The organism is Nitrospirota bacterium, assembly GCA_023229435.1.
Taxonomy (GTDB): Bacteria; Nitrospirota; UBA9217; order UBA9217; family UBA9217; genus JALNZF01.
Map to the genome: position 1 here is coordinate 1 of JALNZF010000007.1, position 23,083 is coordinate 23,083.

Genomic DNA, 23,083 nt, shown 5'->3' on the forward strand with positions numbered 1-23,083 from the left:
AAGGCAACGTTTCCCTCACCTCCTGCCATCCAAGCTACATGGCTTTGGCTTATTGCCATGGCGGGACTTGCACCCGCAAGTGTGTGCGGCCCTTCGCTGGGCACGCCAATCTTTAAGTCTGACCCCATACGGTCCCTTAAGTCTGACCCCATACGGTCCCATACGGTCTTGCACTTCGAGATTGAATTCGCAACAAAAAGATGTTGCTGATCGGGAAAGATATCTGATGATCGTAGGAGGGATATATTAAATTCGGAATACTTGAGTACTTGAGGAAAAACCATTAAGGAGAAATGGAGAAAAAGGGGGAACTGGGGGATAAAGCTTTTATACAATGGTAGTTACCCCCTTTCACCTTGAAAGAGCCTGCTACATTGCCACTATTGAGCCATATTTTTTCATGGTCTTTTCCTGGACCGCCGCGATCAGCTTGAAAGACGACTTCAGCATTGATCTCTCCAGTTCAGCGAGGTTCCGCGGATCGATATAATTGTCCGGTTCCAGCCCGTTCTGGATCTGCTGGTACTGGTGTCTGAGCCTCAGTGACATCAGAAACTCAAAGGCAAGTTCAAGCTCACCGGTGAATGGGCCCACGGTACAGGAGCGGTCCTTCAGTTCCGAGAGCCGCTCCACCGTGGACGTATGGTACACCTTTTCCTCCAGTGCGGACAGCCGTGCGGCATCGATGATCGGGCAGAGCCCGTTGATCTTGATATTGAATGTCCCCTTATTGGCGCCGCTTTTTTCACATTTAAAATTTCCCAGAAAATTGATGGGCGGTCTGTTCTTAACCACGACTCCGGCCATGTGGGCGAGGAACAGGGTCTTGTCCTTTATCGCATGGCCCAGAAATGCCCTGAGCCGTTCCGCAAGCAGCGGATCGCCGTGCACGGGCCGGAAGTCGAAAAAGATAAGTGACCGGAGGACCGCCTCCGGCGTGGGTATGTTGATCCAGTCCGAGAAATACTTTTTCCAGACACTGAGCGGCTGGCGCCATGCCGGATTGCTCGCCATATAGTCCGCGCTGCACGGGGGAAACCCGCACCGCGCCAGGGCATCTTTCATCCGGACGGCAAACTCGGCAAAATATTCAGCAGCGTCTCTGCCCCGGTCGGCTGTGTCCTCGTAGATGATGGCGTTGTCCTGGTCCGTCTTGAAGGTCTGTTCCTTTCTCCCTTCGCTCCCGAAGACGATCCAGCAGTAACCGACGGGCGGAGGCCCCATCCAGGATTCGGTGATCTTGAGGATCTTTTGTACAAGCCGGTCGTTGATCTCGGTGATGATCCTGGTTATTGTGCTTGCCTTGGCACCTTCCCTGATGAGAATGGTGATGGTGCGGTCGATTTTTATCGACGCAGGAACGAGCCCATCGAGCGTGTCCAGGCTCTCGATCTCCCGCGCAAGGAACAGGGGAGACGCCCCTTGCAGCATCATAAGGTCATGGCTGGACAGGATCCCTTTCAGCTCTCCCTTGCCGACCACAAGCAGGTGGTGAATATTGTACCGCATCATTTTCAGGAGCGCCTCAAAACAGTGGTCCCGCTCTTCCGCCTTGATGAGTGCCACGCTCATGATATCGCCCACCCGTCCCTCAATGTCCCTGCCCCGGGAGACGACCTTGTTTCTGAGGTCCCGGTCAGTGACCATTCCCGACGGCAAGCCGTTTTCATCGAGCAGGACCAGGGAACCGATACCGTTGTTCTCCATGATCTTCGCTGCCTCACGGATGGACACGTTTTCCGACGCAGTGATCACCTTCCTGCTGGCGAGATCGCACAGTACGTTCGTGAACAGGAGTTTGTCCCCGCCGCCGTACAACAGCGTCCGGTCGTGCATCTCCTTGTAGGCCATGTGCATGAGCCGTTTCAGCAGAGAACGCAGGCAGAATTCCGAGAATTGCGCATTCGTTTTCAGCAGACCGAGGACCGTTTCCCTCGGGATCCGGTAACATGAGGTGTCTTCCGCGGCAACGATCGTGTCCAGCGAAATGTCGCCGAATAAAAAAGAACGCATACCGAAGAATTCCCCCGGGGTCCGGGTGTCGACCAGCACCTGTTCATCTTCATTCGTTTTGACATATACCCGGACCGCGCCGCTTATAATGAGGACGAGTTGCTCTGCTGCAGGCCCGTTCTGGCGGAGGATGACATGTCCCTTGCGATAGAATGCCGGAGACAGGTCCTTTACGATACCAGCGAGGGCTGCTTCTTCAACGAAACTGAAGGGCGGTGTTTGCTTGAGGAACGTAAATGCGTCGTCTTTTGTCATGGCACTGCTCCGGGACCCACCCCGCGAACGGTTCTGGTCACCTTGGTGTATCGAGGGCCTTTCTGACGGCCCGCTTCATCTCGTCATGCATCAGGGGCTTTACGAGAAAATCGCAGGCGCCGGCCTTGATGGATTCCATCGCTGTGGTCAGAGAGGCATAGGCGGTGATGACCATTACTTTTTGTGCGGGATTTGTCCTGCGGTATTTCGTCAGGAGTTCGATGCCGCTGATGCCGGGAAGGATGATGTCGGTAATGATGAGGTCGTAGGAACCGTGCTCGAGAAGGATGAAAGCAGATTCGGCGCTGTCGGCGATGTCCACCTCATAGCCCTCGCGCTGTAAGATCCTCTGCAATGACCTGCAGAGTGTGTCTTCGTCTTCTACTATGAGCAATCGCTCAGCCAAACTGCACCTCCAGGAGGTCTTCGCCTGCGCTGTTCATTTGAAGTGGTGAAAAGATCGCGAAGTGCATCTGATGTACCTATCCAATAGTATACCAGTTCAGGAGAAATAAGGGTACAATTCATAGGTTCGAGTCTTGTATCTTGCTAGTCGAGGATATATATCAAAATAAATGAGATTGGATTAAAAAATGTGAAGTTGTGGTTTTGTTCAAATCTAAAACGAGGAACTGTTTCTAACCTGGGAAGATATCTGATGATCGGAGTGAGGGTAAATTAAATTTGTCTGGTGTGATGAATGGAGATGTGGAACAAATGGGGTCAGACTTAAAGATTGAGTTATAGGCAGACTTCATTCAGAAATAGCAAATAGAAATTCTATGCAGTGCTGTATAGTTATAGGTGAAGCAAGGTAACAAACTGCATTTACAACAACGTTCAACATAAATTCTGCCCACAACTAATCAATGCCTTCACTTCTTTTCGCCTTCTTTCAGTATCCTCCACAAACTCGTCCTTGAAATACCAAGCACCTCCGCAGCCTTTGACTTGTTATCGCCGTACATTTCGAGTATCTTCTCCGCATAATCCTTGTTGAGTTCCTCGATGGTCCTGACCTTGTCCGGCTCGATCGTTTCTATCTGGAACATCTTGATGGTCTGGGGCAGGCTGGCCGGCGTTATCACTTCGCCCTTCTCGAGGATGATCGCGCGCTCAACGATGTTCTCCAGTTCACGCACATTGCCCGGGTAGCTGTAATGCATCAGCACCTCAAGCGCTTCTTTTGTGAACCCCGAGATCTTCTTGCGGGAACTGAGAACGTGTTTTTCCAGAAAATAGGTGCAGAGCGGCAGGATGTCGTCCCGTCGATCGCGGAGCGGGGGGATGGATATCTCCATGATGTTCAACCGGTAGTACAGGTCCTCCCGGAACCGTCCCTCGGCGATAATGGACCGCACGTTCTGGTTGGTGGCGGCGATGAAACGAACGTCGACCTTGATCGGCTTGGTCCCTCCCACGCGGTAGAACTCCCCTTCCTCTATCACCTTGAGCAGTTTGGCCTGGAGGTTCGGTGCCATCTCGGCAATCTCGTCCAGGAACAGCGTGCCTGTGTCGGCGATCTCGACGAGCCCCTGCTTGGTCCTGACCGCTCCGGTGAAGGCGCCCTTCTCATGGCCGAAGAGCTCGCTCGCGAGCAGTTCCTCGGTCAGCGTGGCACAATTGATGGAAAGGAACGGCATGCCCTGCCGCCGGCTCGTGAAGTGAATGATCTTGGCCAGGAGGCTCTTGCCCACGCCCGTTTCGCCGGTCAGGAGCACGTTGCAGTCCGAGTCCTTCATCCCGTCAATGGTGCCGAGGATGTTGTTCATGCTCGCGCTCCGGGCGATGATCGAGACCTTTTTGTCCATGCCCGCGTAGGCCTTCAGCGCGATATTCTCCTTCTTCAGGATCTTCTGATCGCGAATCTTGTTCACTTTCAGGACCAGTTCGTCAAGGTCGAAAGGCTTCGTAACATACTCGATGGCGCCCTTCTTCATGGCCTCCACGGCGGAACCGATGCTGCCGAAGCCCGTGATGATGATCACGTCTACCTCGATCTGTTTCGCCTTGATCTTTTCGAGCAATTCAATGCCCGTGAGCCCCGGCATCTTGATGTCAGCGATCAGGATGTCGAACGACCCTGATTCGATCTTCGTCAGGGCATCGAGTCCGTTCAGCGTACTGGTGACCGCGTAGCCCTCGGCCGTGAGGGTCTTCACCAGGTGCTTGACGGTGATCTCTTCATCTTCCGCGATAAGTATTTTGAATGCCATAATAGTTCCTCTTTTGTAACTGCTCAGGTCAATATATTATCCACAGATTACGCAGATGGACGCAGATTTTTTAAAAACATAATTCAGATTTGTTTTAATCTGTGAAATCTGCGTAATCTGCGGATAAAGGGTTTTTCTCTGGTCCGGTTCTTCGCCTTACATCGATCTCGGCAGCGTTATCGTGAACGTCGTACCCTTTCCCTCGGTGCTCGCCACGTTGACCTCTCCATAGTGTTTTCTGATGATATTGAACACGATGGCCAGCCCCAGCCCCGTGCCCTTGTCCTTGGTGGTATAAAACGGCTCGAAGACCTTGTCCTGCGATTCCCGGGGAATGCCCTTGCCGCTGTCCGTCACGGAGACGGTCAGGGCATCGTCAACGGTACTGACCCTCACCGCGAGCTCTCCCCCATCCGGCATGGCCTCCACCGCGTTGGTGAACAGGTTGATGAAGACCTGCTCCATTTGCTCCGGGTCGGCCGCGAGCACGGCATCCGGCGGGTCGGCATCCAGGGAAAACCGCACCTTCCCGGTATCCGCCGTGATCCTCTTATACACGCCCCTGATCAGGTCGTTCAGATTCACCTTCTGCAAACGGGGTTCGCGACCCCGGGCGAACTCCAGAAGATCGCCGACGATCCGTTTCACCCGGACCGTCTGGCCCAGGATGTCCGATACGGCCTCTTTCACTTCAGGCCGGCAGCCCTCACCCGATTCCTTCGAGAGTACCTGCGCTGAAAGGTAGATGTTGTTCAGGGGATTGTTCAGCTCATGGGCCACACCCGCGGCAAGGGTTCCGATGGCGGCGAGCTTTTTGGTCTGGATCAGTTCTTTGTTCTTCCGTTCGATCTCCGCCGCCCGTTCGGCAAGCTGGTCCTCCATGGTATTGAACCGGTCGATCAGCACCCCCACCTCGTCATGGGCATTCCCGCGGGAAGACGGGATGGACAGATGCGGGTAGGAGCCTTTGCCCGTCCTCTCCACCACATTGATCAGAAGCATCAGCCTTTTTACAACGTTCGTACTGATGAAGAACAGCGTCCCTATCCCCACGGCAAAAAAGAGCGGGAAAAATATCAGGATCGCGATCTGCGATACCCGTATCACCGTCTCGGCCTTTTCCCGGGCGATCTTGTCGAGGTCCTTGGAGATGACCAGGATCTCCTCACCGGTTTTCCTGAGCGCCAGGATGTCCGCATCAAGGGCACGGAGACCGACGGGCAGAACATGACCGGGGGGCAGAAGGAAAACCTTTTCCAGAAATTCCGCGGACTGGGCAGGCCGTTCGAGGAACGTCGCCTCGACAAGGGAAATATATTTTTTGTCGCTCCGCCCGTGCGAGATCTTGGCCTTTTCAAAGAGCTCGGTCAGACGCTTCGCCTCGACCTCGATGGAACCAAAACGGTGTTCATATTCATTGATCCGGTCCCGCAAAGAGATCCGCTCCGACCTATCGATCCCGGGGTTCTTCGCCAGGGTGTCGTTCAGCTCGGCAAGATAAGCGTGGACCGCCGCGGACTCTTCTTCCATCTTCTGGGGGCTGTAGAGGAAGTAATTCTTCTCGTGACGCCGGAGCTGAAGCGACTTGCGGCTGATCGTGTCGGTGATCTCGAGATACCGGATCTCCTTCTTGATCTCAACAAAGCTGAAATACTCAAAGGCCGCGAGGATGGCGATGATGAAGGCGCTGATGAAGAAGCTGAGGACTATTTTTTTCTTCAGTGACATAATTCACAGTATCATACTTAAACGGTCTCGTGCAATAATAAAAATTGGCACTAATCCCAAGTGTGCACTGTTTTTTTGGGCAGCTCATCACTCGGCCGCACGCCTAAATTCTCGAATGGGAGTAAAGCAACAAAGCCTTCGCCCTACCCCAACCCCGCACGTCCCCGGAGAAGAGCCGTAAAAAAAGGCTGAAGGAGCGTTCTCCTTCAGCCTTTTGTATCCATTCTCTATTCTTACGCCTTTACCACAAGCACCGGGCAGGGTGCAAAACCGATGACCCTTTCCGCCACACTTCCCATGAGAAGCCTGCGAAGGCCGGTCCTTCCGTGCGAGCCGATGACGATCATGTCCGCGTTCTGTTCCTTCGCAAGTTTGGTGATCGCCTCGTCGGCCTCGGCCTCTCCAACAAAGGTTTCAGCCTTTACTCCCGCCGCTTCGGCCTGCTTTTTCACGTCAGCGACAAAACCTTTCGCTTTACGGACCAGGTCTTCCACAGCCTGGGGCGCCTCGGCGTAAAATTCGGATGGAACGTCCACGACCGAAACGACCCTGAGCTCACCACCATAGGATTGCGCGAAGGAGATCGCCCGTTCCGTGGCTTTGGCGCTGTGCTTCGATCCGTCGGTCGCAAGCACGATCTTCTTCCACCCGACAACAGTCCCGTTCGGGACCACCAGCACATCACGCTGGGTGTGGCCGATGACCCTCGCCGTGACGCTGCCGATGAGCGCGCGCTCGATTCGGCGAAGCCCGCGCCTTCCCATCACGATAACGTCGCAGTTCTCGGCGTCGGCCAGGTCCACAATGCGTTCGTGGACCTCGCCCTCTTCGCAAACCGTCTTGACGAGCATGCGCTCGGTTTTGGCGATCTTCTCCACCTCCGCGAGGGCCTCCTCGCAGGGCTTCCGGAGAGCGGCCCTGATGTCATTGACACCGAGCAGTTCGATCTCGCCTTCGTACGGCGGTACCACGGAAGTGACCGTTATCCAGCACTTCTCCTCGTTGGCCAGCTTGAACGCCTGATGGAGCGCGTTCCTGCCGGATTCCGAACTGTCTACGGCAACGAGGATCTTTCTATATCTTCCCATGCTCCAGGGCTCCTGATGCATGCTGTAGTTTCTCGGCCTGTTTCCCCTGCCACATGGCCCTCAGGACGATGAAGGCGCCGAGCAGCAACGCAAATATCATTATAGCAAAGCTGGAGGTCTTGAGCAACTTCACCGTTCCTTCGCTGATCTGATCAATGAGACCGAGCTGTGCGAGGTATACCGGGACCATCAGGCCGCGGCTGAAGAGCACGATGACCATGATCACGCCCATGACGACCTTGATCATGAAGGGCTTTACATAGGTGGTGCCGATGGCGCCGAGCTGAATGCCGAAGAGCGAGCCCGCGAGGATGATCATGGCGAGCCGGATGTCGACCATGCCGTGCATTGCATACTTGAGCGAACCGCCGAGGCCCATGACAAAGGCGATCACCAGCTCCGTGGCCGAGGCCATGAGGCTCGGCGCGCCGAGAACATAGATCATCGCGGGGACCCCGACGAATCCGCCGACCGCGATCGTCGCGGCCATCATACCCGTCGCGAAACCGAGGGGGATGGTGAACAGAACGGAAACGCGCGCATTGATGCTCTTGAAGTATACCATGGTGCCGGGAATGTTGATGGACTGGATCCAGAGGGCGAGCTTACCCGCCTTTTCCGCCGTGTTGGCGTTGCCTGACCGGTAGGTCTTCCACGCATCGTAAAGAACAAAGCCGCCGACCGTCGCGAGGATGACCACAAAGGCCACGCTCACATAGAGGTTGGATCCCGCGTCGCCGTAGGTCGCCTTGATCTTTTCCTGGATGCCCGCTCCGTACAGGACCCCTGCTTCAGCAGATACGCCGAGTATGAGGCCGAGCTTCACATCTACCTGTCCGTATTTGAAACGCTTCATGGCGCCCACGAGCGCCTTGGGGAACTTGTGGCACATGTTGCTCGCCACTGCCATGAGACCCGGGACGCCGAGGCTCATCATTCCCGGGGTGAGCACAAAAGCTCCGCCGGAGCCGATAAAACCGCTGACAAGACCACCCACAAAACCCACGCCGAAGAGATAAAGGATGGTGATCGCATCAAGATTGATGAAACTCGTCACTATGTCATGCATGTTACTTTACCTCCTTTTTCTTGCGCGCTGCCTCGACGCCCAGAACGGTCCAGAAATGACCGGTGAACCCGCCGTGAAAATAGGAGAATACGAATGCCACGATGATAGGCAGCAGCGCATACCATCCTCCCTGGGCGAAGGTGCTGTTGATCACGTCCTGCTTGATCAGAAGGGTCGCGTACAGCGCTATGGAAATGACGCCCATAACGATCATCGCGGCCACCGGCTTCTTTTTTGTGTTACTCTGTGCCATGATAATTCCTCCTTGATTTATATTTATGTAGTACAGATGTTTATTTTCTTGCTGTGTGGTGTTACTCCGAACTCCCAACTCCGAACTGGTTCGACTCAAGCTCACCATCATGAGCGACAGTCGAATGATCTCAAATCCTCAACCCCTCGCCCCGTCCATGACCACGACGAGCGGGCATTTCAGCTTCTGCCAGAGCTCCGAAAGCGTCTTGTCCTTCTTGTTGCAGTCCACATCCAGGCTGTGCGGGGACTCGATGACCGCGAAGAGAATGTCCCTTTCACTGTTCGTATAATCGATGATCTGCTGTTTGAGACATCCGGTCCGCGTGATCATGCGGTAGACAATGCCTTCCGCCTTCAGCTCTGACTCGAAGTTCGAAAGCAAAGGGTCGATGAAGAGCGCGGTATTGCCCGGAGCGGTGACATGCAGAATATCGAGGTCAGCGCCAATCCTCCTGGACGTGTTCAACGCATACTTCAGGGTCCTCGCATCGATCCGGCTTTCCTTGAGAGCAAGCAGGACCCTCCGCCCTTCCTTCATGATCGATCTGGCCGTCTCAGCCTGGCCTTCCTCGGCAAATGTCGCGGCGGCCAGCGCGTCTTCGACGTTCTTCATTAATTTTTTTATCTTTGTTGCTTCCATGGCAAACCTCGCGGGATCAGTTCTCCCGGTTCTTCGTTCTTAGTCAGCGCGCAGTTCTTTTCTCGCAGCCGGTCTCTTGTAATCATACTGAGAAGGTCGCTCGCTCTTTCTGTCCTCATTCATGATCTTGCGTGCGGTCTCAAACTCCCCTTCTTCCGCGAATGAAACCGCGACCATTGCCGTCTCGAATTTCTTGAGTAAGGTCTTCATTGGTTTTTCCTCCTTGTCGATTTATTTTGTTTCCTTGCTTATCTCTATTTCAACTCCTGTGCCAAAACTGAAAAGCATGCTAACTCATTGACAGCATGCTATTATTAAACACGAGTCTCCAATCAGTCCTCATTCACCACTGTTATATAATGCAATGGCTTTTGGATGAACACTCATATCATATTGATTTTTATGATTAATTTTACCTGTTGCATCAGAATTGAAAACGTTGTAAAATGCAACCATCTCAATTTATCAAGGGTGTTGCATGAAATTCTTTAATAAATCGGAAGACAGTCATCAGGAATTCATCATTGAAGAGCTTCGCCGGAAGCTCTCTGAGGCCGCCATGCCGAACACTGTGCAGAAGATCGCCGGGCAGGAACTCGATCTGCTGACCAGGATCAGTCCTTCCTCTGCCGAGTATACGATCGGCGTCACCTACATTGATTACCTCGTTTCCCTTCCCTGGAACAAAAAGACCGAGGACAACCTCGATATTGTCCGCGCCGAGCGCATCCTGAACGAGAACCATTACGGCCTGAACAAGATCAAGGAGAGGATCATGGAGCACCTTGCCATCAAGGTGCTCATCAGGAACAGGAAGGCGCGGGTTCTGATCGTCGACGATGAGGAGATCGCGAGAAAAAATCTGGCGCATATCCTGACGAAGGAAAATTACGACGTGGTCGCTGTCGCTGACGGCGAAGCAGCGCTTCGGGAGCTGGAGTCCTCTGACGTGGATGTGGTGCTGACCGACCTTCGCATGGGCAGGATCGACGGCATGGACCTGCTGGACCGGATCAGGATAAAACACGCCGACACGAAGGTCGTGATGGTAACCGGCTATGCCACGGTCCCCTCTGCCATCGAGGCCATGCAAAAGGGCGCGTTCCATTACCTGGCCAAGCCCTACAAATTCGATGAGGTGCGCGAGACCGTGAAACGGGCCATGGAACAACGGACGCTCAAACCCAGCACCAAGGGCTCCGTACTCTGTTTCACCGGCCCTCCTGGAACCGGCAAGACCTCGCTCGGGAAATCCATCGCGCGCGCCCTCGGCAGAAAGTTCACGAGGATCGCCCTCGGAGGTCTCAAGGACGAGGCCGACATCCGCGGACACCGGCGCACCTATGTGGGCGCCAAGCCCGGCAGGGTTATCGAAGAGCTTCGCAGGGTGGAATCAGCCAATCCCGTCATCATGCTCGACGAACTCGACAAGATAGGACATGACTTCAAGGGAGATCCCGCTTCGGCACTGCTTGAAGTGCTCGATCCTGAGCAGAACCGCGCGTTCACGGACCACTACCTCGACGTTCCCTTCGACCTTTCGAGCGTCATGTTCATCCTGACCGCGAACGTCCTCGATACCATCCCCGCGCCGCTCCGCGACCGCATGGAGGTCATCGAGTTCACCGGCTACACGCGGGAAGAGAAGACCCATATTGCGCAACAGTTCCTCTGCGCCAAACAGATCCGCGAAAAAGGCCTCTCTCAGGACCAGGTGGTCTTCACTGACGAGGCCGTTGACAGGATCATCCAGGAATACACGCGCGAGGCCGGCATCCGGAACCTTGAGCGCAGGATCGCCACAATCTGCCGGAAGATCGCGCGGGAATCGCTCCAGACCGCGGGTAGCGCGGAGCTCGTGACCATAACCCCCGGGTCCGTGGAACGCTACCTCGGCAGGAGAAAATTCCAGTTCGAAGTGATCGAGGAACAGGACCGCGTCGGCGTGGCCACCGGCCTCGTTCGCACCGAGAGCGGCGGCGAGATCATCTTTGTCGAAGCCGCCCGGATGAAGGGCAACAAGGAGCTCATCATCACCGGATCGCTCGGCGACGTGATGCGCGAATCGGCCCAGGCGGCGCTCAGCTATATCCGCAGCAACGCCGGGTCCTTCGGCATCGCCGAAGACTTTTTTGAGCACCAGGACATTCACATCCATGTTCCGTCCGGGGCGATCCAGAAGGACGGCCCCTCCGCCGGCGTCACGATCCTCGCGGCGCTCCTGTCGCTGTTGACCAAACGGCCCGCGCGCAGGGACGTGGCCATGACCGGCGAGATAACGCTGACCGGCCGGATACTCCCCGTCGGCGGCATCCAGGACAAGGTGCTCGCGGCAAGGCGCGCAAAGGTCAAGACCGTGCTCGTGCCGGCGCGGAACCGGGCCGATGTGCAGGAACTGCCGGAAGATATGAAGAGGGACATCGACATTCGCCTTGTCGACACCGTGGCCGAGGTGGTGGACGCGGTGCTGGGCGGTCAACCGTGATGAACTACACCCCGAGCATCAGACAGAAGATAACTCTCGGCTATTTCGCCATCGTCGCGATGATCATCGGGCTGTCCGTGTTCACCTTCCTGGAACTGCGGTACATCGAGAAGAAGATCATGTTCGGCGAGGCCATTTCGGAATTTTTCGACACCTCGCTCGAGATCCGGCGCTTTGAAAAGAATTACTTCCTGTACGGTCAGCAGTCGGACTACGACGAGAACATCCAGTACGTGTCCCGGGCCCGGGACATCATCGACAGCAACATCAAGGGATTCACCGCCATCGCACCGTCGGAGCAGATATCGTCCCTCCAGGCCGGCCTGAACGAGTACAAGGACCTCATGGAATTGTATGCGAAGACCGGCGGCACGCATCCTGCCCGAAAGACCATACTGGCCGCGAATATCCGCAGCACCGGGAAGGACATCATCACCATTGCCGAAGGAATAGCGAAGACCGAGCGGAAGGACCTTCAGCAGATACTGAGCAGTTCCCGGCATGTCCTTCTCGTCTCGATCGTATTTCTCTCCCTGGCGGCGATCGCCATAGGCCAGGTCCTGTCGCGCATGGTGGTCAAACCGCTGAAATCGCTCGAGCAGAGCATGGGAGTGATCGCCGAGGGCGCGTTCGAGCGAATTTCGATCGACTCCCGGGACCGTGAGATCGTCTCGCTCATGAACGCGTTCAACAAAATGCTGAAACAGCTTGAACTGCACGAGCGGCACCTGATCCAGTCCGAGAAGCTCGCGTCCCTCGGCACGCTTCTGGCCGGTGTGGCCCATGAGTTGAACAACCCCCTGTCGAATATTTCATCGTCGAACCAGATCCTGATGGAAGAGCTCCAGGATGCCCTCGAAGAAAAGTCTCCCCGTCCCTGGCCGTTGGACCCCGATCTCACCAAGGAACTGATGTCCCAGATCAATGAACAGACCGACCGGGCGCGGAACATCGTCCGCTCCCTGCTCGACTTTTCACGGGACCGGGAATTCAAAAAAGAATCGCTGTCGCTCAAGCACCTTTTCGACGAGACCATCCAGTTCGTGAAAGGACAGGTGCCGACAAAGATAGGGATCTCTCTTTCCATCCCCGAGGACATCATGATCTTCGCGGACAAGCAGCGGATGCAGCAGGCTCTTTTAAATCTGATCAAGAATGCCATTGATGCGATCTCGCCCGATGAAGGAACGATCACCATCAAGGCAGTGAAACGCCGGGCGATGGACGATCTTGAGGATGAGGAGAAGACCGGCATTTACAACTATCTCAAGTACCGAGGCAAGTGCACGCTGGACCAGGACACCGTCGACATTGAAATACAGGACAGCGGTTCCGGGATACCGCACGATATCGTTTCAAAGATCTTCGACCCCTTTTTCACGACCAAGGACGTCGGCAAAGGCTCCGGGCTCGGCCTCTTCATCGTCCATGAGATCATCGAGGAACATGACGGCTGCATCGCCGTGGACAGCCAGCCGGGCAAGGGCACACGGTTCCTGATCCGGCTGCCCTTAAAGGACAACGCGTAATTTTGGGATATTAAAACCATATTCTCACACGAAGGCACAAAGCACACGAAGAAATACAAAAAGTCCTTTTTGGTTTAAACCCAAGGGTATAAAGCCGTTCTTTGTGCCTTCGTGGCTTTGTGTGAGACAGACTTGAGTAGTTACATTTTTTTAAGGAGCAACAATCATGGAAGGCACAGCAAGGCTGCTCATCATCGACGATGAACGGATCGCGCTCAGAAACCTCGAGCACGTTATGAAGAAGGAAGGCTACGACGTGACAAGCACGCAGAGTGGGCCGAACGCGCTCAAGCTGCTCGATGAGGGGCAGTTCGACGTGGTGCTCACGGACCTGCGCATGGAAAAGGTGGACGGCATGCAGATCCTGAAAAAGACGCGAGAACTCTACCCGGACACGGAAGTCATCATGATCACGGGCTACGCCACGCTCGACTCGGCCGTCGAGGCCATGAAGCAGGGCGCATTCTACTATATCGCCAAGCCCTTCAGGCTCGAAGAGGTTCGCAAGGTCGTCCAGGAGGCCGTGCACAAGGTCCGGCTCAAGACCGAGAACCGTCATCTCCGGGAACAGCTGGAGACCTACCAGGGAAAGGTCAAGATCATCACGCAGGACCCGACCATGCAGAAATTACTCGATACCGCGCGCCAGATCGCGCCCACGGACTGCAACGTCCTCATCACGGGCGAGAGCGGCACGGGCAAGGAACTCTTTGCGCGGTACATCCACCTGAACTGCGGCCGCGCCGGGGGACCGTTCTTCGCCGTCAACTGCGGCGCCTTTACCGAGGAGCTTTTGTCAAACGAGCTCTTCGGCCACGAAAAGGGCGCCTTCACCGGCGCGAACAACCTGAAAAAAGGCATCATCGAGATGGCCTCGGCCGGCACGCTCTTTCTCGATGAGATCACCGAGATGCCGCCGTCCATGCAGGTAAAGCTCCTTCGGGTCATCCAGGAAAAGGAGGTCCTGCGCGTCGGCGGCATTGAATCGCTCAAGGTGGACGTGCGGTTTATTGCCGCGACGAACCGGGACATTCACGATTCCATGAAGAGCGGCGCCTTCCGCCAGGACCTCTACTTCAGGCTGAACGTGGTCTCGCTCCGAATTCCGCCCCTCGCGGAGCGCAAGGACGACATCCCCCTGCTCTGTTACTATTTTTTAAAAAAATACACCCTGCTGATGAAAAAAGAAGTGGCCGATATCAGCGAGGACGTGATCGCCCTGCTCATGAACTACGACTTTCCGGGGAATGTGCGGGAGTTGGAGAACATCATCGAACGCGGGGTGGCGCTCACGAACGGCGGCGTTATCGAGACCGGCCATCTGCCCGAGGACCTGCGGGAACTCAGCATCAAGACCTTCCGCAAGAAGGAGGGCAAGATCCCGTCGCTCGAAGAGCAGGAAGAGGCCTATATCAAGTGGGTGCTCGGAGAGGTCGGCGGCAACAGGACCCTTGCGGCCCAGACACTCGGCATCGACCGCGTATCGCTCTGGAGAAAGCTGAAAAAATACGGGCTGGAAAGCGAGTGAGCTTTACCAGCGCTGCCTATTTCTTCCAACCGAACGATTTATAGAATTACCCAGTCATGATTTTCCATCTAGTCGTTTGAGAGGGTCGGGCAAAGAACGCCCTCCGTCTCAATCCGTTTTCCCATCACTTCGTGAACAGGAACTCCCCCACGTACAGGAGCAGCAGCACGAACCATCCGCCGAGGATGACGAACTCGATGGTCGCCCGGTAGGACACGCTGAAATTCTCCGTGGCCATGGTGTACACGTCCTCGAGGGTGTCGAGCTTTTCCTTGATCTCCGCCTTCCAGCTGTCCAGGTGGAACTTCCTTGAGATCAGCGTGTAGAGTTTCGCGGAATACCAGTCCCCGATCAGCTTGATGTTCCGCTCCACGGCCTCTGATTCGAGAATGGACTGCGTCCGGATCTCGATGATCTCCCTCACGATCCTCCTCACCTCCGCGGAACGAATGACCGGGAGCTTCTTGGGCGCCTTAACGAGACGGAGGGTCTTTTCGAGCCGTTCATCAAGATCGTAGTCGAGGATCCGCGATTTCAGGAGCTGGAGGTTCGCGATCTCGAACAGTTCGATATTGCTGTCAAAATCACCTGATGAATCGAAGAGAAAGGCGCCGTCCCAATCCACGATCGTGATGTCGTTCTTTCCGTACTTCAGGTAGGTCGACAGCGTGGCCTGCACCTCTTCCTCGTCGAGCGCGATCCGTTCGTTCTTGAGGAACGCCGCGATCGTGTCCCCGTACAGGGACAGATACACTTCGGGGTCGCCGCTGTAGGCCGAGATGCAGAACACGCTGTATTCTTCATCGAACTTCGGGTCGCATCCGAACTCACCCAGTATCTTCCGGCATTCGTTGATGAGCCTGCGTTTGAGCTCCAGTGTGGTATCGGACAGAATACTGTCCATATCGAGCGTCGCCTCAACAACGACCACATCAGGCAAATAGGCCTTGACGGTAAACTCGACCTCGAGGCCGTCGACCGCGCGTTTTTCCACTTTGATGATCTTCTGCCGGGGGATGACGTCAGGATAGCTCGGGCCGCTCTTCAGGGTCCTGCTCTCGACCACTTCGGAGGTCTCGAGGTTCATCGCGGTCTCGCCAAAGAGGAAAACCACGAGTTTCCCGGGGACAGGTTTTGTTTCTGGTTGCATTATCATTCCTTTTAGTGTGATGAATAGATCGGAGGCTACGCCTCCGGAACTTCAGGTGAATAGGGGAAATGATCCGCCGTGAACGCCTGGTACCCAAACACGATCAGCGAAACAAGACCCCATGCCAGTCCCACGACCACGCTTCCATCAATGATCCCCCGCCAGGGCTGGGGCAGAAACCGGACCAGGATAACGAGGACGATGATCCCCGCGGTGACCGAGATGGACACGATCTGCCGTCTTTTCCGCGCATGAAAATACGCCATGCAGAAGAACGGAGCGAATAGAACATGAAGCGCGACAGGATGGTCACGGAGATACCGCGCCCGCGCCGCCACCCGGGGAGAGAACCCCTGCTGGAACGCCCGGTATCCCTCGGCATAGGCCATGAAAAACAGCATGAGCGCGAAGGACAGCCAATGATGCCAGGACCAGTCATAGACAAAGGCGTCGAGCGCCAGCGGCGTCAGCCGGTATATCGCGCTGCCGAGCAGCAGGGCGACCCCCGCAAGTCCCCAAAAAGCACCGAAAACGCCCATCAGATATACCACACCTTCCCGAAATAAGTTTCTGTAAAGAATAAACCACAAAAGCAGTTGTTCTCGCGGAGGCGCAGAGTTCGCTGAGAAAAACTTAAAAAATATAAGCAGGGTTAAAACCAAGACCTCAAGGTTTTGATTTAACTCTGCGTTCTCCGCGTGCTCTGCGAGAGACGCCCTTTTGTTCCGTCTTGTCTTGTCAGGTTAATTCAACTGTACTGAAAATCGGATTCAGATCAAGAAGAAGTGGCGGGAAATATGCCCGCCGCATTGCTTCTGCGAGACCCTCACGGTCCGAAGATATTCTGATCGAGGAAGCGGTCCCACAGTTTTTTCCATGTGGACCAGCCATGCCCGCCGTCGATGGCGATGACCTGCTCCGGCGGCAGCAGCGATGCCAGGAGATCCTGTGCATAAGTGAAGCGATCATTCGTGCCGTATCCCAGGTATATCTTCGGAACACATCCCTGCTTCTTCGGGCAATCCTTGTCGCCTGCCCTGGATTGTCCCTGTTGGCCATGCTCCTTAAGCCAGATCCACACATGCTTTTCAGCGTCTTCCCTGGTTTTCAGGATGACATCGCCAGGCTCCCATCGCAGCAAACCGCCCGCGTGTCTGATCTCCTCGATAAGAGGGCGTTCTCCCAGGAAAGGCCCCAGCAGAACAACGCCGGTTATTTCATTCGGGTACTCCCGGACATACGAGAGAGATCCGGAACCTCCCAGCGAATTGCCGATCAACCATATGCGCTCATACCCTCGTGCCCTGGCCGGATCGATCACATCCTCTTTGAGCCTCGTCAGGATCGTTCCGTTTATATAGTAGCCGATATGGGCGTCAACAGAGATCATGTCAACAGGCAGCCCCCGAGCCCGGACAGCCGTGACAAAACCCTCCTTATCGAATACGGAGTTCCGGTCCCCGTTGCCGTGCAGGAACACGAACAGGAGACGCGGGCCTTTGACATCCCCTGCATCATAGTGGACCGTATCGATGGGGACTTTCGTCGCAGAATAACAGCCGGGGGAAAAGACCCACGCCAACAGCGCAGCGATGAGCCCATAGACTGGCAACGATCTGATGCTATGCTTAATGATCCTGATCACCGATCAGGTCATTTGCCTTTCCCTTTCCCCTTCTCTTTGCTTTTACCTTTGCCGGATTTGCCTCCAAACGACCCTCCGTCACCCGACTTCTGTTTGACAAATGCCTTGCTCTTTTTCGGCTTCTCTTGCTTATCCCAGTGTTTATTATGTTCCCAGGTCTTCCAGTTCTTCTTGAGTTGGCCGTACGGAATACGCTCGTGTCCCGGCGGCACGTTTCGGTATCCGGACGGCAGGTTGATCAGGACACCCGGGACCCTGTTCGATTCAATAAATCCCCAGGGCCCGCCGTAGTGCGATGAACTGTACCAGCCTCCTCCGTGGGGCCGGTACCAGTAGCCGCCATAAAAGAACAGATCAACTTCCACTTCAGGGGCGAAATAGGTATATGTTCCCGGTATCAGAAAAACCGGGGGTGGAGCGGGAATGATAAGCGGCGGAAGCGGCGGAAGCGGTAATCCCGCGTTGCTCGCAGCGGGAGTAAAGATCATAGCCGATAGGATCAGTAACGAGACAAGGGTTGCTAAGATATAATGTTTCATCATGCGAAGTCCTCCTTTTTTTCTTGCTGAATAGTTGAACAGCTTCGGGGAAACATCTCCATATTTTGTTATTGTATCACAAAGAGAAGGGGATTTCTGAACAGGGCCGGATCATGCATCTGTTACGGCTTCTTTGAACGTGGCGAGGGGCCTTCTCCAAGCGCCTTGAGAATTCCCTGGAGCAGTGCCGTGGGCGTAGGCGGACAGCCGGGGATGCAGGCGTCCACGGGGATGACCTTGTCTATACTTCCAAGGGACGCGTAACTCTCGCCGAATATTCCGCCGGTGCATCCGCAGTCACCCACGGCAACCACGATCTTGGGTGTCGGTGTGGCGTTGTAGGTCCTCTTGAGAGCTATCTCCATGTTGTGAGAGACCGGCCCGGTGACCAGGAGCATATCCGCGAACCGCGGCGAGGCGGTAAAATGAATGCCGAAACGCTCGCAATTGTAGATGGCGTTGTTGACGGCATGGATCTCGAGTTCGCACCCGTTGCATGATCCGGCATCCACCTGGCGGATCGCGAGGCTTCCCCGGAAGCGCTGTTTGACGACCTCCGCGAGCCGTACTCCGATCTTTTCGATCTCCGGATCAGTGATGGGAGGGACCGGCTCGGTGACGATGCCGGTGCGGAATGCTTGTTTAAGAATGCGGATCATGGTTCTCCCGTTTTAAATCCGAAGGACGATGGACGCGGCAATTCATGCGAGACGATGGACGACCGCTCACTTCGTTCGCTAAGACGATGGACGAAAAAGCTTTCTCGTCCGTCGTCCGTCGTCCGTCATCCCTCGTCCTTCATCCGACGTCCCTCGTCCATCGTCCTTCGTCCCTCGCGCTTCATAAGTCATTCCCCGAATACGACTGATTAAAGCTCTTGTTGCATACCGGGAAATCGGGGACGATGTTCCCGTGGATGCACTGCTCCAATCCCAGCCAGTTCAGGCTCGACGGATCCCTGACCATGCAGCGATTGATCTCCCCCTTGGGCCCCGACTGGACCCAGTAAATGATCTCCCCCCGCCATCCCTCGACCGCGGCGAACCCGGACCTGTCCGGGACCGATCTGTTGAGGGGAATGTTGATCCTGCTCGTCGGCAGGGTTTTCAGGATCTCGCGGATGATGCGGATCGAATCACGCACCTCTTCCACCCTGACCCATGCCCGCGAATGGACATCGCCCGAAACGAGCACCGGTATGGTAACCCTGATACGGTCATAGGGAGGAAAGGGATCATGGATACGGCAATCGAGGTTCAAGCCGCTTGCCCGGGCCACAAACCCCGTCATGCCAAGGTCCCGCGCCTTTTCGGACGAGAGAATACCGGTATCCCTCACTCGGTCTTCGACGGAGGAGTTCTCATCGTAGATGATCACGAGCCGCTCGAATTCCTTTGAAAGCCAGTCCATTTCCGAAAGGACCTTCGCGACACCTTCTTCGTTGATATCGACGTCCACCCCTCCCGGAATGATCCGGTCCATCATGAACCGGTGTCCAAAAAGGGTCAGGTTCGTGCGAAGCAGAATTTCCTTGAGCCGATGAAACTGATAGAGGAGGAACGCAAAGGCCACGTCATTGCATATGGCGCCCAGATCGCCAATATGGTTGGCGATGCGTTCGCGTTCGAGGAACAACGCCCGAAGCCACAGTGCGCGGTCCGGAGGAATGCACTCCGCCATGGCCTCCACTGCGCGGGAATAGGCCAGACAATGCGCCACGGTCGTGTCCCCGGAAACCCGGCCGGCCAGGCGGGACGCCTCATGCCAGGGCATGGACTCGAACCGCTTTTCTATCCCTTTGTGCACATAACCGAGTCTTGCTTCAAGGTTGATGATATCCTCGCCCATGGCCTGAAAACGGAAATGGCCGGGCTCGATGATACCCGCGTGCACCGGGCCCACGGCTATCTCGTAGACACCGTCTCCTTCAGCACGGATCCAGCGGTACTCGCCGTCAACCCGCGCCATACGTTTCGAAGCGTCAAAGGACTTTCTGAGCGGCCAGGCGTCCTCGGGCCAGTCCTCGTGCTTTATCCAGGGCCGTGGATCCGGGTGCCCGATGGGAATGACGCCCATGAGACTCCTCATCTGGCGCTCGAACCGGTACGCGGGAACAAACTTTTTCGTCAGGCTCGGGAACGTCGGATCATCAACAGGCACAGTGGTCTTTATGATGAGATATTCCGACTCCTTCCGATAGCAGGCGTAGATCCCGAACCCCCGGTTGAACAGGGTCTCGTCCGATGCCCACTCGGCCGCGAGCAACGCGTAGTCTTTCTTGAGCGCCTTTGCCGCGACGGCGAACTTTTCCCGGGGAACGGAAAGCGATACCACTGATGCAGGATACAAAGAACCATCCTGCGTCGCATCCGCTCCAAGGGCCGCCATGACTATATCCTGCAATCTGCTCATATTAATTCTTTCGTCTCTCGTCCGTCGTCATTCGTCCCACGTCCCACGTCCTACGTCCGTCGCGCCTCATCCGTCGTCCGTCGTCTCTCGTCATTTCAACAGCTCCACCGCCGTAGTGAACCAGCCGGCAAGAAATTTCGGCACGTACAGGCCCAGAACAAGTACCACCAGCATGTGCAGGATCACCGGGACATTCGCCGCCTTGATCGAATGCTGATAAGGTGGTATCTCCCCCGCGACCATGGGCTGGACCTTGCGGAAAAGGGCCGCAAAGGACACCCCGAGCCCCAGCAGGAGGAACGGCGCCAGAAGCGGCGCATCCTTGATCGTTGCCGTGAGGATCAGGAACTCACTCGTAAACACCCCGAAGGGCGGCATGCCGACGATCGCCATCACCCCGATCGCCATCCCCCACCCCACGAGAGGATTGCCCCTGATGAGACCTTTGATCGAGTCCATGTCCTGCGTTCTGTGCATTTGAGAAGCATGGCCCACCGTGAAGAAGATGGCGGACTTGGTCAAACTGTGGACCAGCATGTGCAGCAAGGCCCCAAAGGTCGCTACCGGACCTCCAAGACCGAAGGCAAACGTGGCGATGCCCATATGCTCAATCGAAGAATAGGCGAACAACCGCTTGATGTCCTTTTGACGAAGAAGAGAAAAAGACGCAACGATGATCGAGAGGATTCCGAAGCCCATCATGATGTCCCCGGAATGGTGGGTGCCCGTGGACCCGTCCACGAGGACCTTGCACCGGACCAGCGCGTACAGCGCGATATTCAGAAGGAGCCCGGAGAGTACCGCGGAGATGGGCGTGGGCCCCTCGCTGTGGGCATCGGGAAGCCAGTTATGGATCGGCACAAGCCCCACCTTGGTGCCGTACCCCACCATCAGGAACACAAAAGCCAGGGACAAGATGGTCGGTTCGAGCTGATCGCTCACCTTGCTCAGGTTCGTCCAGTGAAGGGCCGCGCCGCCCGCGCCGAGCACCTTTTCCGCGGCAAAATACAGGAGCACGGTCCCGAACAGCGCCAAGGCGATGCCCACACCGCAGAGGATAAAATATTTCCAGGCAGCCTCGATGGCCGCGGGCGTACGGTAGAGAGACACGAGCAGGACCGTGGAGAGCGTGGCCAGTTCCATGGCGATCCAGAGGATTCCGACGTTGTTCGTCAGGAGGCAGAGCAGCATGGCAAAGATAAAGAGCTGGAACATGGCGTGATAGAAACGAATCCGCTTGGAACCGATCGTGCCATGCTCGCGCTCGCGGCGCATATATCGGCGACTGAATATGGCGGTGGTCATTGATACGAACGCGGTGAGCACGGTGAGGTAGACACTGAAAGCGTCAACGAAGAAGAAATTGTCGCCGGCCAGTATCGGCCCCTGCTCGTAGACCTCGAACGCCAGCACGATGCTCGTCACAAACGTGGCGCCGGACCCGAGGATGTTCACCTCGGGCGCGTACTTCCGGTCGCCGATAAAGGCGAGCGCCAGGGCTGCGATGAGAGGAACGATTAAGAGGATGAGAAGAGACATAAAACCTCGATACGTTTAAAACAGGTACAGTAGAATTGCAATTAACACCCTGAGTGAGCGGTGTGACGGCTGACCCGAATAGTTAAAATTATTGCTGTTTTTCGATCCAACAACACTAACTGCGGAGCTTTCTATTGAATTTCCACCGGAGCTACCTTCTCCTTATAAAGAGTTAAGAGCTCTGCCCTAGCATCCTCAACCCATCGGGAATATATTTTGTCTGATGGACCCGCTTCCGAAGATCCATAAGAAGGAAACAGCGGCATGGCAAAATTGGCCTTCTCAGTTTTAACGTCTTTTCCTGGGAGACTTTCCGCAATAAAAGGAAGGAATTTTACAAAGGGTTTCATATCGGCTGATCGTCTATACACCAAAACAATACCGTAAATATTCATTCCAGCTTCCAGGTTTTTAGCTTGACCTGTAGGAATGGGAATTAGATGTGCTGTTACATCAATATCGAAGCTTTCTCCTGGTGACAGAGATTCCTTCACGGGTTGATACATTCGTGAAATTTGGTACCCTAATATTTTGTTCTTATTACTATCAAACCAACCGCCAATTACCGCAGTCTTATATATCTGTTTAATATCGATCGAGCCATCATTTGTCAGGCGTATTGTAGTACCAAACATTTGTGGTGTTAGAACTGGATTAATTGTGGATTCTAACTGACGATTTGCAAGGTTGAATAATTTCGTATTTTGCATAAGCGTCCATAGCATTAGAGCTGCAATGCTCGTTTGAACAATTGCTGAAATCGCTTGTATAAGGCTTGTATTTTCACTGACCCATTTTAACATTTCAAGATACCCCCCCTGGTCTTTAACCAATCGTAGGTTGGGTAGAACGAAGTGAAACCCAACATATTCAAAATAACTCTTCGTAAAGATCGTTCAACGTTATTACGTCGGATTTCGCATTGCTCTATCCGACCTACCATCTGAATAGTTTCTTCATAAAGCCCAACTTATCGTCATCGAAAGATGTTG

The 23,083-nt window shown here is 55.1% G+C and carries 20 protein-coding genes; 3 read left to right on the forward strand and 17 right to left on the reverse strand.

What is annotated here, in order from left to right; all coding sequences use genetic code 11:
- Positions 1-369 precede the first annotated feature (369 nt).
- The 9 genes from M0R70_06995 to M0R70_07035 all read right to left on the reverse strand — a co-directional run bounded on the left by M0R70_06995 (position 370) and on the right by M0R70_07035 (position 9,474).
- Positions 370-2,268 (reverse strand): DUF294 nucleotidyltransferase-like domain-containing protein, encoded by a 1,899-nt coding sequence (locus tag M0R70_06995; GenBank protein ID MCK9419107.1) that lies wholly within the window; start codon positions 2,266-2,268, stop codon positions 370-372.
- A 37-nt stretch (positions 2,269-2,305) separates the two neighbouring features.
- Positions 2,306-2,674 carry a response regulator gene (locus M0R70_07000; GenBank protein MCK9419108.1) on the reverse strand — a complete coding sequence of 123 codons (369 nt, stop codon included), beginning with the start codon at positions 2,672-2,674 and terminating at the stop codon, positions 2,306-2,308.
- 469 nt (positions 2,675-3,143) lie between these two features.
- The gene (locus M0R70_07005; GenBank protein ID MCK9419109.1) at positions 3,144-4,484 is read right to left on the reverse strand and encodes a sigma-54 dependent transcriptional regulator; all 1,341 of its coding nucleotides are present in this window, start codon (positions 4,482-4,484) and stop codon (positions 3,144-3,146) included.
- Positions 4,485-4,640: 156 nt separating this feature from the next.
- Complete coding sequence (locus M0R70_07010) at positions 4,641-6,212, reverse strand: ATP-binding protein (protein ID MCK9419110.1); 1,572 nt, start codon at positions 6,210-6,212, stop codon at positions 4,641-4,643.
- A gap of 233 nt (positions 6,213-6,445) precedes the next feature.
- Positions 6,446-7,300, reverse strand: a complete 855-nt coding sequence (locus M0R70_07015) for a universal stress protein (protein ID MCK9419111.1) — start codon at positions 7,298-7,300, stop codon at positions 6,446-6,448.
- A complete protein-coding gene (locus tag M0R70_07020; GenBank protein MCK9419112.1) occupies positions 7,287-8,369 on the reverse strand; it encodes a sulfite exporter TauE/SafE family protein in 1,083 nt (360 codons plus the stop codon). Before M0R70_07020 ends, M0R70_07015 begins: the two co-directional genes overlap by 14 nt.
- Position 8,370: 1 nt before the next feature.
- Positions 8,371-8,622: a hypothetical protein gene (locus tag M0R70_07025; protein ID MCK9419113.1), complete on the reverse strand. Its 252-nt coding sequence runs from the start codon at positions 8,620-8,622 to the stop codon at positions 8,371-8,373.
- A gap of 138 nt (positions 8,623-8,760) precedes the next feature.
- Positions 8,761-9,264: a universal stress protein gene (locus M0R70_07030; protein MCK9419114.1), complete on the reverse strand. Its 504-nt coding sequence runs from the start codon at positions 9,262-9,264 to the stop codon at positions 8,761-8,763.
- A 39-nt stretch (positions 9,265-9,303) separates the two neighbouring features.
- On the reverse strand, positions 9,304-9,474 hold the full coding sequence (locus tag M0R70_07035) for a hypothetical protein (GenBank protein MCK9419115.1): 171 nt from the start codon (positions 9,472-9,474) through the stop codon (positions 9,304-9,306).
- A 268-nt stretch (positions 9,475-9,742) separates the two neighbouring features.
- On the opposite strand from M0R70_07035, the gene lon reads away from it, so the two are divergent.
- The 3 genes from lon to M0R70_07050 all read left to right on the forward strand — a co-directional run bounded on the left by lon (position 9,743) and on the right by M0R70_07050 (position 14,806).
- Positions 9,743-11,749 (forward strand): endopeptidase La, encoded by a 2,007-nt coding sequence (lon, locus tag M0R70_07040; GenBank protein ID MCK9419116.1) that lies wholly within the window; start codon positions 9,743-9,745, stop codon positions 11,747-11,749.
- Positions 11,749-13,278 (forward strand): ATP-binding protein, encoded by a 1,530-nt coding sequence (locus tag M0R70_07045; GenBank protein MCK9419117.1) that lies wholly within the window; start codon positions 11,749-11,751, stop codon positions 13,276-13,278. The genes lon and M0R70_07045 overlap by 1 nt, the downstream gene beginning before the upstream one ends.
- Positions 13,279-13,444: 166 nt before the next feature.
- Positions 13,445-14,806: a sigma-54 dependent transcriptional regulator gene (locus M0R70_07050; protein ID MCK9419118.1), complete on the forward strand. Its 1,362-nt coding sequence runs from the start codon at positions 13,445-13,447 to the stop codon at positions 14,804-14,806.
- A gap of 124 nt (positions 14,807-14,930) precedes the next feature.
- Here the strand turns inward: M0R70_07050 and M0R70_07055 are convergent, their stop codons facing one another.
- The 8 genes from M0R70_07055 to M0R70_07090 all read right to left on the reverse strand — a co-directional run bounded on the left by M0R70_07055 (position 14,931) and on the right by M0R70_07090 (position 22,894).
- Positions 14,931-15,956, reverse strand: a complete 1,026-nt coding sequence (locus M0R70_07055) for a hypothetical protein (GenBank protein ID MCK9419119.1) — start codon at positions 15,954-15,956, stop codon at positions 14,931-14,933.
- A 35-nt stretch (positions 15,957-15,991) separates the two neighbouring features.
- On the reverse strand, positions 15,992-16,495 hold the full coding sequence (locus tag M0R70_07060; protein MCK9419120.1) for a hypothetical protein: 504 nt from the start codon (positions 16,493-16,495) through the stop codon (positions 15,992-15,994).
- A 287-nt stretch (positions 16,496-16,782) separates the two neighbouring features.
- Complete coding sequence (locus M0R70_07065; GenBank protein ID MCK9419121.1) at positions 16,783-17,601, reverse strand: alpha/beta hydrolase; 819 nt, start codon at positions 17,599-17,601, stop codon at positions 16,783-16,785.
- An 8-nt stretch (positions 17,602-17,609) separates the two neighbouring features.
- Positions 17,610-18,143, reverse strand: a complete 534-nt coding sequence (locus M0R70_07070) for a hypothetical protein (GenBank protein ID MCK9419122.1) — start codon at positions 18,141-18,143, stop codon at positions 17,610-17,612.
- 119 nt (positions 18,144-18,262) lie between these two features.
- Positions 18,263-18,799, reverse strand: coding sequence for an NADH-quinone oxidoreductase subunit NuoB (gene nuoB / locus M0R70_07075; GenBank protein MCK9419123.1), 537 nt, complete (start codon positions 18,797-18,799; stop codon positions 18,263-18,265).
- Positions 18,800-18,980: 181 nt separating this feature from the next.
- Positions 18,981-20,552, reverse strand: a complete 1,572-nt coding sequence (locus M0R70_07080; protein MCK9419124.1) for an NADH-quinone oxidoreductase subunit C — start codon at positions 20,550-20,552, stop codon at positions 18,981-18,983.
- 90 nt (positions 20,553-20,642) lie between these two features.
- Entirely contained in the window at positions 20,643-22,091 is a 1,449-nt protein-coding gene (locus tag M0R70_07085; protein MCK9419125.1) for a hydrogenase 4 subunit F, read from the reverse strand.
- A gap of 131 nt (positions 22,092-22,222) precedes the next feature.
- The gene (locus tag M0R70_07090) at positions 22,223-22,894 is read right to left on the reverse strand and encodes a hypothetical protein (GenBank protein ID MCK9419126.1); all 672 of its coding nucleotides are present in this window, start codon (positions 22,892-22,894) and stop codon (positions 22,223-22,225) included.
- Positions 22,895-23,083 lie beyond the last annotated feature (189 nt).

Excerpts from the sequence above, each read along its gene's own strand:
- M0R70_06995 (MCK9419107.1), bottom strand. The coding sequence starts at position 2,268 with ATGACAAAAGACGACGCATTTACGTTCCTCAAGCAAACACCGCCCTTC.
- M0R70_07005 (MCK9419109.1), bottom strand. The coding sequence starts at position 4,484 with ATGGCATTCAAAATACTTATCGCGGAAGATGAAGAGATCACCGTCAAG.
- M0R70_07010 (MCK9419110.1), bottom strand. The coding sequence starts at position 6,212 with ATGTCACTGAAGAAAAAAATAGTCCTCAGCTTCTTCATCAGCGCCTTC.
- M0R70_07015 (MCK9419111.1), bottom strand. The coding sequence starts at position 7,300 with ATGGGAAGATATAGAAAGATCCTCGTTGCCGTAGACAGTTCGGAATCC.
- M0R70_07020 (MCK9419112.1), bottom strand. The coding sequence starts at position 8,369 with ATGCATGACATAGTGACGAGTTTCATCAATCTTGATGCGATCACCATC.
- M0R70_07025 (MCK9419113.1), bottom strand. The coding sequence starts at position 8,622 with ATGGCACAGAGTAACACAAAAAAGAAGCCGGTGGCCGCGATGATCGTT.
- M0R70_07030 (MCK9419114.1), bottom strand. The coding sequence starts at position 9,264 with ATGGAAGCAACAAAGATAAAAAAATTAATGAAGAACGTCGAAGACGCG.
- M0R70_07035 (MCK9419115.1), bottom strand. The coding sequence starts at position 9,474 with ATGAAGACCTTACTCAAGAAATTCGAGACGGCAATGGTCGCGGTTTCA.
- lon (MCK9419116.1), top strand. The coding sequence starts at position 9,743 with ATGAAATTCTTTAATAAATCGGAAGACAGTCATCAGGAATTCATCATT.
- M0R70_07045 (MCK9419117.1), top strand. The coding sequence starts at position 11,749 with ATGAACTACACCCCGAGCATCAGACAGAAGATAACTCTCGGCTATTTC.
- M0R70_07050 (MCK9419118.1), top strand. The coding sequence starts at position 13,445 with ATGGAAGGCACAGCAAGGCTGCTCATCATCGACGATGAACGGATCGCG.
- M0R70_07055 (MCK9419119.1), bottom strand. The coding sequence starts at position 15,956 with ATGCAACCAGAAACAAAACCTGTCCCCGGGAAACTCGTGGTTTTCCTC.
- M0R70_07060 (MCK9419120.1), bottom strand. The coding sequence starts at position 16,495 with ATGGGCGTTTTCGGTGCTTTTTGGGGACTTGCGGGGGTCGCCCTGCTG.
- M0R70_07070 (MCK9419122.1), bottom strand. The coding sequence starts at position 18,143 with ATGATGAAACATTATATCTTAGCAACCCTTGTCTCGTTACTGATCCTA.
- nuoB (MCK9419123.1), bottom strand. The coding sequence starts at position 18,799 with ATGATCCGCATTCTTAAACAAGCATTCCGCACCGGCATCGTCACCGAG.
- M0R70_07080 (MCK9419124.1), bottom strand. The coding sequence starts at position 20,552 with ATGAGCAGATTGCAGGATATAGTCATGGCGGCCCTTGGAGCGGATGCG.
- M0R70_07085 (MCK9419125.1), bottom strand. The coding sequence starts at position 22,091 with ATGTCTCTTCTCATCCTCTTAATCGTTCCTCTCATCGCAGCCCTGGCG.
- M0R70_07090 (MCK9419126.1), bottom strand. The coding sequence starts at position 22,894 with ATGTTAAAATGGGTCAGTGAAAATACAAGCCTTATACAAGCGATTTCA.